Origin of the sequence: Hyphomicrobium zavarzinii ATCC 27496, assembly GCF_000383415.1 — a bacterium.
GTDB classification, from domain to species: Bacteria; Pseudomonadota; Alphaproteobacteria; order Rhizobiales; family Hyphomicrobiaceae; genus Hyphomicrobium_C; species Hyphomicrobium_C zavarzinii.
The window spans coordinates 33,372-46,542 of sequence record NZ_KB911258.1; the positions used below are offsets into that span (position 1 = coordinate 33,372).

The following is a 13,171-nucleotide window of genomic DNA, read 5'->3' on the forward strand; positions in this document are numbered from 1 at the left end:
CGCGCCGTTGAAGGAGTGGGCGGTGAGAGCCGGGGAGACTTCATAGGGAGTGGCCCTCCATGAGCGCAGCATGAGCCTGGCCAACTCTGGCTGCGGTCACACGCCCCTCACCGGCTTGACGCACACCTCTCTCGGCGGCGTCGCGAAGACGCTTGGCTGCAGAGATGCGCACCAGCACCGGGTGAGCTTCGAGAATGTCGTCGAGAGCGGTCTTCGCCTCCTCGTCCCATGGAATTTCGGGAGCAAGGCGCGCCGGAGTCGCTTCAACCTTGTCGAGATCGGTTGCCAGTGGAAGGATGTTGAAGAGAGCATCGAACAGCGCGTTGCAGACCTCCTGCAGGAGGTAGGTCGCCCCGGCGTATCCCATGAAAGGTGTGCCCGTGTGCCGGCGCACGATGGCGCCGGGGAACGACGCTGGAACGAAGATCGCCTTGGCGCCGGCTTCGGCTAAGTACATGCGCTCGTTGAAGCTGCCGAAAAGGACCAGCGGGGTCTTCTCTCGCACGGCTCTTCGCACCGAATCGTTGTCGGTTTTGCTTCCAGCCGACCGGGCGAAGGCAAAGGTACAGGGCAATCCGAGCTCGGTTTCGAGAAAATTGCGCACGCCGCGCGCATAGGTCTCGTTTGCGACGATCGCGAAGGTCGCTGTGCCGAAGAAATCCTGCGTCACGGACCGCCAAAGATCCCAAAGCGGCTTGATCGTCGTATGCTTCTCGCGCTCGATGAAGGGTTCGGGATCGAGGCCGGTCAAAGCGCCGAGTGTCTGCAGGAACTTCGTTGTCGAATGAAGACCGATCGGGGCCTGCAGGTAAGGCCGCTCGAGCGCCTCGCAAAGCATGCGTCCGTATTCACGGTACATGCACACGTTGACGTCCGCATCGACCAGCTTGCCGACATCCTCGAGATGGCTTCCGAGGGGAAAAACCATGTTGATCTCGGCGCCGATTCCTTCGATCAGACGCCGGATCTCAGCGAGATCGGAGGCGGTATTGAACGTACCGTAGATCGGGCCGATGATGTTGACACGGGGCTTTTCGCCCTCCTTGCGCGGCTTGCGCTCGGGGATTTTTTTGCGCCCATACTGCGTCCACAGCCAATAGATGGCGCGATTGGCGCTCTGCCACTGATCCTCGTCGATCGTGCGAGGCAGGAAGCGTTGTATGCTGGTTCCTTCGGGCGTCACGCCGCCGCCAATCATCTCGGCAATCGACCCTGTCACGACGACGGCCGGCAGATCGTGATCGAGCGTCTTGTGCGCGCGGCGCATCGCGTCTTCCGTGCCGGTCTGGCCGAGCTCCTCTTCGCCCAATCCGGTCACGACGATGGGCAGCTCGTGCGGCGGCAATGCATCGGTGTAATGCAGAACCGAGGTGACGGGCAGGTTCTCGCAGCCGACAGGTCCGTCGATAATGACCTGAAGGCCCTTTATGGCCGTGAAGGCATAGACCGATCCCCAGTATCCGCCTGCGCGATCGTGGTCGAGGATGAGCATCAGATCATCTCCTCGGCCTTGCGTTTCTTTGCCTCTTTCTCGAGGCGGCGGCGATACTCGGCCCGGAACTGCGGGCGCTCCTTGGGAACCTCCTGCCAAACTCCGGCAGTGAAGCCTTCGCCCACGCCCTCGAAGAAGGCTTTCATGGTGTCGAAGCGCGCCTTGCCCGCGATGGCGGCGTTGACGACTTGCGCAAGCGATCCGGCCCCGGCGATGCCCATCAGCGGCCGCGCGGAAATGAGGTTGGTGAAGTAGAGCCCGGGGATGGCTTTCTGCTTGGCCATCTGCACGACCGGCGTCGTCCCAATGGCAAGGTCGGGCTCGAACTCCTCGAGCGCAGCCAGATCTTGCTCGAGCGAAGCCCTGCATGCGACCCGCACGCCTTTGCTCGAAAGCCAATCGCGATCGGCTTCGGACCATTTCGTTGCCGGACACGCGGTGCCGACGTAGCGAAGATCCGCGCCGCTTTCGACGAGCAGTCGCGCCACGAGAAGCTCAGAACCCTCGTAGCCGGAGAGCGTGATGCGTCCTTTGATCGGCTTGTTCGATAGAGCCCCGTGGATCGCGGGCAGAATCCGGTTCTTGGCTGCCGCGATCCGTTCGGCCGGAATCTCGCAGGCGGCGCCAATGGCATCGAGCCAATCGGCGGTTCCGTCGGCGCCCACCGGAGCCGATCCAACGACCGGTCGCCCGGCGTGCTCGAATTCGCGGATCGAGGCGGTGTAGAACGGATGGATCGCCGCGACCGCCGCGCAATCCAGGGCACCATAGAGCTCGCGCCACTCTCGCGTAGGCACCACCGGCCCAGCGGCAAGACCGAGCGGTTCGAGCAGCATGCCGATGCCGATCGGATCGGCCGGGAACATCTCACCCAGCATCGCCACGGTGGGACGGGCGCTTCTGCCGCCGCGCGGAGCCTGCACCGGGCCCTGTTCGGCTTCGGTGCGCGCATACTTCAGCATCGCCCCGGCCAGCACGTCCTTCGCTTCCGCGTGGGTTGGAACGCCGAAGCCCGGCACGTCGATCCCGATGATGCGCACGCCGTCGATGTTGTCCGGCAGCAGCTTCAGCGGCACGCCGGACGCGGTGGGCACGCAAAGATTGATGATGACGACGGCATCGTAGAGCGCCGGATCTGCAAGCTTGTAGACCGCCTCCCGGATATCCTCGAACAGCTTGCCAGTGACGAGCGTCTCGGAGTTGAACGGCACATATCCCACGGAGCGCTTGGCTCCATAGAAATGCGATGTGAAAGTGAGGCCATAAACGCAACATGCGGACCCGGACAGCACCGTAGCCGTGCGACGCATCCGCAGGCCGACCCGGAGCGATCCGAAAGCCGGGCACATGCTCTGCGGCTGGTCGTGCGGACCGGCCGGATAGTCTGCGGCGTAGCGTTCAAGCAGTTCGCTGTTTCCAGCCTTCTCGGCCGCACGCCGCATCTCTTGCTTGCCGGCATGACAGCCGACGCCATCACCTTGGGTCGCCGCGAGATTTATCGGCGGCGCATCTTCTCTCGGCGCCGCGAGATCGGCATCGTTGCTTAAGGCGGCTTCGCCGGCGCGATCATAGATGACCTCGCCGCTCTCATGTGGCGTCGACGATTGATCTGGCAGGCGGTCAGTCATGGGTGTGACCGGTTCCCTGGTTCAAACGGTGTCGTAAAAAACTTCGAGTGAAGGCTTCGTGATCGCTATTCCGCCGCGCATGTCTTCCTGCGACGCGGGTTCGAGCACGACGCCGCGGCCCACCGCATCGCCCTTGAACAGTCCGAGAAGCTGGTCTTGTGAAAGGGGATGCGGCCTCATGGGCGGTGCTTCGGCGACGTTCAGCGCCAGGCCTTCGAACAGCGGAGCCCAGTGAGACTCGGGCCGCCCGATGATTTCGTAGTTCGCGCTCTTCTTGCGGATGTCGTCGTGTGCAGGAATGGCTGCGAGGATCGGTATGCCGACCGATTTGCAGAACGCCTCGGCTTCGCCGGTGCCGTCATCCTTGTTGATGACCATTCCCGCCACGCCCACGTTGCCGCCGAGCTTGCGGAAGTATTCGACCGCCGAGCAGACGTTGTTGGCCACATAGAGCGATTGCAGATCGTTGGAGCCGACAACAATGACCTTCTGGCACATGTCGCGGGCGATCGGCAGGCCAAACCCGCCGCAGACGACGTCGCCGAGAAAATCGAGCAAGACGTAGTCGAAGCCCCATTCGTGGAAGCCTAGCTTCTCGAGCAGCTCGAACCCATGAATGATGCCGCGCCCGCCACAGCCTCGCCCGACTTCCGGGCCTCCGAGCTCCATGGCGAACACGCCGTCGCGCTTGAAGCAGACGTCGCCGATCTTCACGTCCTCGCCGGCAAGCTTCTTCTTCGAAGAGGTCTCGATGATGGTTGGACAGGCGCGTCCGCCGAACAGAAGCGATGTCGTATCGCTCTTCGGATCGCAGCCGATCAGAAGCGTGCGCTTGCCTTGCTGCGCCATCATGTAGGAGAGGTTCGCGAGAGTGAAGCTTTTGCCGATACCGCCTTTGCCGTAGATGGCGATGATCTGCGTCTCCTTGGTGGGCGGCGACGTGGACACGGGGTCGGGCTCGATGGCAGCCTCGGCTCGCAGGAAATCCTGCACGGCAAGCTTCCCCGGCGTGAACGATATGTTTCCGCAGCCGCTCATTGGCAGGTTCTCCAATCCAGGATCATCTTGAGGCAAGCCGGGTCTTCGAAAGCCGTCAGGTAGGCAGCCTGCGCGTGCTCCGGCTGATGGCGATGGGTGATCAGGCTGGCGAGCGAAAGCCGCCCGGTCTCGACGAGCCCCTTCACCGCGACGAGGTCGTCGGGTTGCCACTCCGCTGCGACTCGAAGCCGAGCCTCTTTCATGAAGGCGCCGGGGAATGCGAACGAGATCGGATCGGCGTAGAAGCCGGCGAGAACGATCTCGCCGCGCGGAGCGAGCCGCTCGATGAGCTTATCTATGATGCTGCAGCTTCCGCTGACGTCGTATACGGAACTATAACGCCGCGCCGGTTCGGACGAAGGGTCCTCGACCTGATAGCCAGACGAGCCCGTTCTGCGATCTGGATTTGTCTCCCAGACGATCGGGTTGCCGCCGAGGGCAAGGGTGAGGCGCGCGAGCAACCGGCCCAGAACGCCATGACCGACGATGAGGTCAGGCAGGCTTCCGCCCTTGATTGCATGGTAGGCGGTAGCTGCGAGCGCAAGCAGGATCCCCTGCTCGCCGATCTCGTCTCCGATCTCGACGATACGGTTGCCAGGCACCACGAGCCGCGATGCGGCGCCGCCGAAAAGCGCATTCACGTCGCTGAAGCAGCGCGCACCCGGAACGAACACGCGCACGCCGGTCTCGTGGCCGGACGCCGATCCGGCAGCCGCGACGCGACCGACGGTTTCATAGCCTGGAACGAGTGGATATCCCATGCCGGGGAATGGCGGCATCCGGCCCGACCACAGCAGGCGTTCGGTGCCGGTGCTGATGCCGCTCCATTCGACATCCACCACCACGTCCTCGTCGCTAGGAGCACGCAAGCGCAGGTGGCTCAGCGCCAGCTGCCTTGGCTTCTCGAGAACGATCGCGATGCTGTCCATTGCCACCTTCCGCGACGTTATGGGTACCGACAGTGTTCTGTCACCCAAGCTCAGTTGGTGTATGTTGGGACGGACAACATAAAGTGTCAAGCAAACTATACAGTCAATCCGATCTTCGCCGCTATTATTCCGGTGCCAAGCACGCCGCGTCCGCGCATGTGTGTCACGTCACGAAAGCCTGCATCCTTGCAAAGGCTCTCTAATTCGCCTCGTGTGCGGGCACGGCCACGCCCCATCGCCATAAGATAGAATCCGAAATAGGCCGCACCCATGCGCTCGCCTGCATCCGGGTCTGACATCGCCTCTGCAATGAGAAGGGTGCCGCCCGGCGTCAACGCGGCGCGGGCATTGCGCAAAAGGCGCAAAACTTTCTCGTCCTCATGATCGAGCGCTACCCTCACGAGGGTTATGAGGTCGGCCCCACCTGGAAGTGTTTCGCGGAAAAAATCGCCTTCGTGGACCTGGCACCTTTCATCGATCCCGCGTTCTCGAAGGTAGGCGATTGCACGCTGCGCGACTGCCGGCAGATCGAAAAGCTTGAAATGCAGGCCAGGCGCGCGCTCGGCCGCCGCGGCAATGAATGCGCCTTCTCCACCGCCGACATCCATCAGCACGCGATGCCGGGCCACGGGATAGGCGTCCAGAACTTCGGCAGCAACCAGCGGCTGGGACCGCGTCATCAGAATGCTGTAGGCCTGCACCTCTTCCGGCGCCAGGGCGACGGGTTGTGCGCTGCCTGCGTAGGCCCAGTAGCTGGATAGCCCCGTGTTCCGCGCCTCGTTTCGCAAGAGCGCCAAAGGATCGGAGAGATCGCGATAGAGCACCGAATGATGCTCTATCATTTGTGTCAGGGCCGGATTGTTGGCGAGGGCGGCGCCGAGCGCGCCTAGTCCATAGCGTTCGCCATGTCGCTTTTCGAGAAGCCGCAAGGCCGTTGCGGCGGTTGCAAGCCGGTCGCACGCCTCGGGACGAAGGCCGCTCCGCGATGCGATCTCCGGGATCGTGAGCGGCCCCTCGAGCAGCAGATCGAAAAGCCTGAGCTGGACGCAGGCGGAAAGGATTTGCGAATAGACGAAGCCGGCGCAAAGGTCGAACAAGGCGCTGGCTCTGGCGCGCGCGATAGGCCGCGACAGGGGAAACGCGGCAGCAGCGGACTGGAATTTCTCGCTTGCGAGAAGGCGGTCGCGCGCCCGCAGCAGGCGATCCATAAGGCCGGATCTCGGAGCGCTCTCTTGCACGGCATGTCCGAGCTTGGAGTTTCGGGCCACACTTGGCCTCTCAGGCTGCCGCGCGCGCGAGCTCCTTCGGCAGGTAAGGGCGCGCGGAATCGAGGATGTGGGATTTGAGCTCGGCCTGTCCGGGGCAGGGGGGCACCGAGTCCATGGCGTTAGAAAGCAGCCGCTTGAGGCGCGCAACCGCGCCATCGATCCCGAGTTCCGCCACGGCGTTCGGTCGGCCGAGCAGGCTATCCTGGTGAACCGGCTTCCCGAGCTGTTCTGCGCTTGCAACCAGATCGCAGATATCGTCTGCGACTTGATAGGATTCTCCGAGCAGTTCGCCGAGCCTGCTCCAGGCCTCGGCATCATGTCCCGCCGCCATGGCGCCGGCACGGGTCGCCGCCGCGAACAGGGAGCCAGTCTTCGAGCTGTGATAGTGCGCCAGCGAAACCTCGTCCTCGCACTCCCAGGCCTGCCCCGCTACGATGCCTCCGGGCCCGCCGGAAGCCTTGGCCAGGATGCCGATCAGGCCGGCGGCGCGTGCGCATTCCGTTGCGGCGCTCCTGCCGAGCGTTTCAAATGCTGCGACGATCAATGCATCGCCGACGAGCAGCGCGAGCGGCTCTCCGTAGGCGCTCTGCACAGAAGGTTTTCCGCGACGCATAGCGGCATTGTCGAAGCATGGAAGGTCGTCGTGAGCGAGCGATGCACAATGAATGAGCTCGATCGAGGCCGCGGCGGCATCGGCAAGCGCAGGCTTGTCATCGCCACATGCTGATGCAACGGCGAGGCAGAGACGCGGACGGACGCGCGCGCCACCGGGAAAAACCGCGTATCTCAGGGCCGCGGAAAGCCGTGGAGGGCAAGGAGCAGAGCACGGGCCAAGCAGAGAATTCTCAAGTGCAGCTTCGATCCGGTCGATCGGAAACATGTCTGTCACCTATGACTGTCCATGTTGCAAGTCATCAATATATGTCCAATAATATTGACAATCGTTGAGCGCATTGGCAAATGCTTTTTTCTTTTTGGTGTGGAGCGTGGCTCAGGCCCCGAAGATCATCGTCGTAGGCGCAGGGATCGGCGGGCTTGTCGCTGCGCTCGATCTCGCGCGGCAGGGGTGCGACGTTCTCGTAGTCGAACGCGCGGCGTCGCCCGGCGGGAAGATGCGGGAGATCCTGATCGACGGGCGCGCGATCGACTCGGGTCCCACAGTCTTCACCATGAAGTGGGTGTTCGAGGCGATTTTCGAGGATGCTGGAGCCGTCCTCGGCGACGAGCTCGATCTTGTAAGGGCTGAAATCCTTGCGCGGCACGCCTGGAATGAGACGGATCGCCTCGATCTCGTCGCTGATGTCGAACGGAATGCGGAAGCGATTGGGGAGTTTGCAGGCCCCGCCGAGGCCAAGCGATATCTGGAGTTCTGCGAACGGGCGAGGTTGACTTACGATGCGCTCGAAAAGCCGTTCATCCTGTCCCCGAAGCCGAGTCCGGTATCGCTCGCGATGAGTGGAGGACTCAAGGGGATCGGTGATCTCTGGCGAACCTCTCCGTTCGAGACGCTATGGCGAGCACTCGGGGATCACTTTCACGATCCTCGCCTCCGGCAGCTCTTCGGACGCTATGCCACTTACTGCGGCTCGTCTCCGTTCGAATCGCCCGCAACGCTGATGCTTGTCGCGCACGTCGAGCAATCCGGCGTTTGGCTGGTTCGCGGCGGCATGTACAGGCTGGCGACAGCGCTCGCACGGCTTTGCCAGCAGTGGGGCGTCTCTTTCCGCTACCGAACCGAAGCTGGTCAGATCCATATGAGCCGGGGCCAGGCCGCCGCGGTCGAGTTGTCGACCGGCGAACTTATGAGTTTCGACGGCATCGTTCTGAACGGCGATCCGGCTGCTGTCCACGACGGCCGGTTCGGTGACAGTGTCGCGCCGGCCGCGTACGTGCCGCGGTCGAGCCGTTCACTTTCTGCCGTCACTTGGTCGATGGTCGCTGAGACGAGCGGCTTTCCGCTCTCGCGCCACAACGTCTTTTTCTCTCGCGACTACGAGCGCGAGTTCGCCGACGTCTTCCGTCGCGAGCAACTCATCGCCGAGCCTACGGTCTATGTTTGCGCTCAGGACAGAGACGATCGCGGCGGCACCTCGTCTGAGGGTGAGGAACGTCTGCTTGTCCTCGTCAACGCTCCGGCTATCGGGGACACCCGCAAGTTCGAAAAATCGGAGATCGAGCAATGCCGAACGAGGGCTTTCGCGGTGCTGGAGCGGTGCGGACTTTCGATCCAGGCCCGCGCCGGCCGGACGGAGGTGACGACACCATGGGACTTCGAGCGGATGTTTCCGGCCACGGGCGGGGCTCTCTACGGCCAGGCGTCTCACGGTTGGACGGCGTCCTTCACGCGGCCAACGGCCAGGACGCCCATTCCGAGGCTCTATCTTACGGGGGGAGGGACGCATCCGGGGCCGGGGGTGCCGATGGCAGCCATTTCGGGTCGGCTGGCCGCGGCGCAGGTGATTTCGGACCTGGTTTCGACGTCGAAGTTCCGCACAGCGGTTACGCCTGGTGGTACATCGATGCGTTGAGCGACGACGGCCGTAACGCATTGACGCTGATTGCCTTCATCGGCAGCGTGTTCTCCCCTTACTATGCCTTCAACCGACGCTTCGGCAGCGGCGATCCCGCGCAGCATTGCGCCGTCAACTTGGCCCTGTACGGAAACCACGGAAAACGCTGGTGCATGACGGAACGGCCTCGCGCCGATCTGATGCGATCGCCCGCCAGTCTGGCTATCGGACCCAGCGGTCTCCAGTGGGAGGAAGGCAGGCTCACCATCTCGATTGACGAGCGCACCGTGCCGCTGCCCCGGATCGTCAAAGGCACTGTCACAGTCACAGACTTCACACCCGGCTGCGCGTCCGTTGCGCTGGACGGTCGGGGAGCCCATCTTTGGCGGCCCGTAGCGCCTCACGCCCGAATTCACGTCGCCTTCGAGCAGCCGCTCTTGAGCTGGACCGGCAACGCGTATTTCGATCGCAACTGGGGTAGCGAACCCCTTGAGCGCGCATTCAGGCGCTGGACGTGGGCGCGCGCTCACGCGGGGCGCCGCACGCACGTGATCTACGACGCGGAGCGCAGGGACGGTGCGCGGCTTTCAATCGCCCGGCAATTGAGCGAGACGGGTGAGCATAAGGATTTCGAGCCTCCATCGGAGGCAGAGCTGCCGCCGTCGATCGTCTGGCGCATGCCGCGCGCGATGCGCTCCTGCCGGGATGCTCCGCCCCGTATCGTCAAGACACTCGAGGATACGCCGTTCTATGCCAGGAGCCTGATTCAAAGCACCATGGAAGGCGAGCGCTTGTCGTGGATCCACGAATCCCTTTCGCTGGATCGTGTCAGCAATCCGGTGGTGCGGTTGATGTTGCCGTTCAGAATGCCGAGGTTCAAAAGCCGCCCCCGCTGAGCGCTGCCCCGGCCCGCCAGCGGGTCGGCTTTCCTGACGTCTCGTTGGCTTGACAGCCGGGCAAATGACGATGACGATACGTCACGGGCTCGCCAAAAAGAGCCCCCTCGGAGGAGACGAACTTGCGCCGAATTTGGCCCGACGCGGTCGCACGTGCCGACGCCGGCCTGCGCTTGCAGGCTTGAGGCTGCCATGTCCCGCGCAAAATCACCGTCGAGCAGCGATCTCGTCACGGCTCGCAATGTCGATTTCTCTAACTGCGACCGTGAGTTAATTCAATATCCCGGTGCTGTGCAAGGTCACGGCGCTATGCTCATCGTGGACGAGCCGGACTTTCGCATCCAGCAGGCGAGCCTCAACTGCAGGGAAATCATCGGCGTTGATGCAAAGGACCTTCTTGGCAAGTCGATCGCCGATGTGTTCGGCCAACGCGCGCCGGAAATGCTCGAGCGCATGCACCGTATGGCGCTGGAGTATGGCCCCGTTCATGTCGTGCGCGAAAGCTTCGCCGGCTCGACCAGTGGCGTGAACATCTTCGCCCACCGTTGCGACGGTGTGCTTATTCTCGAGCTCGAGGCGATTACGAGCGCCACGGAGCCGGCCAGCACGCAGCTCTATTCCGACGTTCGGGAGAGCATCGCGAAGTTGGAAAAAGCCCGGGGGATTCAGCAATTTCACGACCTTGCCGTAGACCGTATTCGAGCCTTCACGGGATACGACCGCGTCATGGCATACAAGTTCGCGGAAGACGGCAGCGGCCACGTCGTCGCGGAGGCGAAGCGAGAGGATCTCGAGCCCTATCTTGGCCTGCATTACCCGGCGACCGACATTCCCGCGCCTGCCCGGCGTCTTTTCGGGCTGAGCTGGCTTCGGCATTTGCCTGACGTCAACTACACCGCCGTCCCCCTCATTCCCGATGTTCACCCCGTCACGGGGCGCCCGATCGACATGAGCTTTTCGATCCTGCGCAGCGTTTCCGTCATGTACGCCGGATACCTGAAAAATATGGGCGTGCACTCGACGATGGTCATGCCGCTCATGAAGGAAGGGGTGCTGTGGGGATTGATATCGGCCATGCATCACAGCGGTCCTCGCCACGTGCCCTACGAGGTCCGCATGGCGGCCGAGTTTCTCTCCCACATGGTTTCGCTGCTCATGGCGGGCAAAGAGGATTCTGAATTCTACGAAACCCGCTTCCGCATGAGCGCCGTCGCGGACCAATTGGTCGAGGAGGCGCGGCAGGACCCCGACCTTCACAGCTCGCTCGGATCTCAGGACCGCAATTTGAACCTTTTGAGCCTGCTTCCGGCGCAAGGAGCGGCTGTAAGCTCGCGCGGGAAGTTGTCCTTGATCGGACTGACGCCGACATCCGAGCAGACCGCTGAATTGGTGCGATGGGTTGCCGACCAGAACCTTCCGGTCATTGCCACTGACAGGTTGTCGGAAATCTATCCCGCAGCGGCGGCTTACAAGTCCGTGGCGAGTGGCGTCCTTGCAACCCGCCTGGCCGCGCACACCACAGAAATGCTCCTTTGGTTCAGGCCCGAGCATATCGAAATCGTGAATTGGGCTGGTGACCCGAAAAAGCCGATGCAGATCTGCGAAACGGATGGAGAGGTTAGATTGCAACCTCGCGCTTCGTTTGCGCTGTGGAAGCAGAGCGTCACCGGCCGGAGCGAGCCATGGCGCAAAGACGAGAAGGATGTTGTCGAGCACCTCCGGCAGGCGCTGATGAGCTCAATAGCGTCCCGCGCCGAGGAGATCGAACGCCTCAATCGGCAATTGGCTGATGCGAACGTCGAGCTGGATAGCTTCGCCTATGCGGCATCGCACGATCTCAAGGAGCCCCTCCGGGGTGTGCATCACCTGGCGAGTTTCCTGAAGCGGGGCGAGCAGGACCAACTCACGGAGGAGGGCCGTCAGCAACTGGATGCGATCCTGCGGCTAACCCGCCGGATGGATGATCTTATTGAATCGCTTCTTCAATATTCGCGAACCGGGCGCACCGAGCTGTCGCTTCAGAATGCCGACCTGGATGTGCTGCTCGATGAAACCCTTCTGGCGTGCCGGCGGTTGATCACTGATACCGCGACGGAAATTCGGCGTGCGGAACAGCTCGGAACTGCGTTGTGCGATGCGGTAAGGCTGAAGGAGGTTTTCGCCAATCTCATCATTAATGCAATCAAGTACAACGACAAACCAAACCGGATCGTCGAAATCGGCGTAGAGGAGATTGTCGTAGAGGAAGCGCCACGGAAACGGTATTTTGTGAGAGACAACGGCATCGGTATTACCGACGCGGCCAAGGAACAGATATTCGAGATCTTTCACCGCATGCATGGGCAAGACGAGTTCGGCGGCGGCACAGGGGCGGGGCTCACGATTGCCCGCCGCACGATTGAGCGTCACGGTGGGAGGCTGTGGGTGGAGTCGTCGGTCGGCGAAGGCTCGACGTTCTTCTTCACTCTCGGCCCGGAGGCATCCAGATGACAGCTGGCAAGGGCAAGATCATTTCCATTGAGGACAGTGACACGGATTTCATGGCCCTGAGATTCGCGCTGAAATCCTCAAAAATCGACGCTGAACTCGAACGCTTCACGACCGGCGGCACCGCCATCAGCCAATTCGGCGCGAGTTGCCCGCTCCAGCGAAAATCGACGCTGATCCTGCTGGATCTCAATCTGCCTGGTATCGACGGCCGCCAGGTTTTGAAGGCCGTGCGCGATCACGATCCCAAGCGGCAGGTGCCGGTCATCGTGCTCTCGACGTCGTCCCACCCCCGAGACATCGAGTTCTGTCAGCATGCCGGCGCCGATGCCTATGTCGTGAAGCCGTTCGAGCTGGACGATTGGGAGCGCAAGATCGGGCCATTGGCGAGCTATTGGCTTGAGAAGGCGTCGCGCACGTCGGCCACCTCCAGCAGCAAAGCCGACTCGCGCACGCCCGGCCACCTCCCGGTTCTGGATCGCTCGCAGCTGATCCGTGCCATCGAGGCCGAGATCATTCCGAGGCTGCTTTTGGCGCACGGCCATTCGTCCTCCGAAAACGCGGCAGCGGCTCTATCGGACGAGATTGCGGAGCTTGCGCGGCTTGCGCTCTCCCAGGACACGGCCGCCGCGACGGCGCTGGTCGAGCGCTTGCAAACTCCCAGCGTAACGCTGGAGATGCTATTCAAGTCGCACGTCGCACCGGCGGCGCGACTGATCGGAGATCTCTGGAAGGCTGAAATGTGCGCGTTCAGCGAGTTCGAACGCGCATTAACCTGCCTTCAGGATCTGTTGGTGCAGGTCAATCCGCCCAAAGCCTCCGACGAAACGCTTCACTGACAACTCTCCTGACGATTGCCTTCGTAACACTTGGGTCCCCCTGGATTCCGGTGACAATGAGTTTGTGTTCGGGCGCGCGCGCCC

The 13,171-nt window shown here is 62.5% G+C and carries 10 protein-coding genes; 4 read left to right on the top strand and 6 right to left on the bottom strand.

The annotated features are described in order from the left end of the window. Nucleotides 1-40: 40 nt before the first annotated feature. The 6 genes from bchZ to F812_RS0111280 form a co-directional block, all read right to left on the bottom strand. Entirely contained in the window at nt 41-1,492 is a 1,452-nt protein-coding gene (gene bchZ, locus F812_RS0111255; protein ID WP_020086083.1) for a chlorophyllide a reductase subunit Z, read from the bottom strand. Further along, nucleotides 1,492-3,120, bottom strand: a complete 1,629-nt coding sequence (gene bchY / locus F812_RS0111260; RefSeq protein ID WP_020086084.1) for a chlorophyllide a reductase subunit Y — start codon at nt 3,118-3,120, stop codon at nt 1,492-1,494. Before bchY ends, bchZ begins: the two co-directional genes overlap by 1 nt. A gap of 21 nt (nt 3,121-3,141) precedes the next feature. Continuing rightward, the gene (locus F812_RS0111265; RefSeq protein ID WP_020086085.1) at nt 3,142-4,158 is read right to left on the bottom strand and encodes a chlorophyllide a reductase iron protein subunit X; all 1,017 of its coding nucleotides are present in this window, start codon (nt 4,156-4,158) and stop codon (nt 3,142-3,144) included. Beyond that, complete coding sequence (gene bchC, locus F812_RS0111270) at nt 4,155-5,087, bottom strand: chlorophyll synthesis pathway protein BchC (protein WP_020086086.1); 933 nt, start codon at nt 5,085-5,087, stop codon at nt 4,155-4,157. The genes F812_RS0111265 and bchC overlap by 4 nt, the downstream gene beginning before the upstream one ends. 95 nt (nt 5,088-5,182) lie before the next feature. Next, a complete protein-coding gene (locus tag F812_RS0111275) occupies nt 5,183-6,355 on the bottom strand; it encodes an acetylserotonin O-methyltransferase (protein ID WP_245257670.1) in 1,173 nt (390 codons plus the stop codon). 10 nt (nt 6,356-6,365) lie between these two features. Beyond that, on the bottom strand, nt 6,366-7,235 hold the full coding sequence (locus tag F812_RS0111280; RefSeq protein WP_020086088.1) for a polyprenyl synthetase family protein: 870 nt from the start codon (nt 7,233-7,235) through the stop codon (nt 6,366-6,368). Nucleotides 7,236-7,341: 106 nt separating this feature from the next. Between F812_RS0111280 and crtD the strand changes: the two genes are divergently transcribed. The 4 genes from crtD to F812_RS25470 all read left to right on the top strand — a co-directional run bounded on the left by crtD (nt 7,342) and on the right by F812_RS25470 (nt 13,087). Then, complete coding sequence (crtD, locus tag F812_RS0111285) at nt 7,342-8,883, top strand: 1-hydroxycarotenoid 3,4-desaturase CrtD (protein ID WP_040498285.1); 1,542 nt, start codon at nt 7,342-7,344, stop codon at nt 8,881-8,883. Then, nucleotides 8,880-9,761 (top strand): hypothetical protein, encoded by an 882-nt coding sequence (locus tag F812_RS23565; RefSeq protein WP_245257671.1) that lies wholly within the window; start codon nt 8,880-8,882, stop codon nt 9,759-9,761. The genes crtD and F812_RS23565 overlap by 4 nt, the downstream gene beginning before the upstream one ends. Before the next feature lie 192 nt (nt 9,762-9,953). Beyond that, nucleotides 9,954-12,251, top strand: a complete 2,298-nt coding sequence (locus tag F812_RS0111295) for an ATP-binding protein (protein ID WP_026868055.1) — start codon at nt 9,954-9,956, stop codon at nt 12,249-12,251. Further along, complete coding sequence (locus F812_RS25470) at nt 12,248-13,087, top strand: response regulator (RefSeq protein WP_020086092.1); 840 nt, start codon at nt 12,248-12,250, stop codon at nt 13,085-13,087. The genes F812_RS0111295 and F812_RS25470 overlap by 4 nt, the downstream gene beginning before the upstream one ends. Nucleotides 13,088-13,171: the final 84 nt, after the last annotated feature.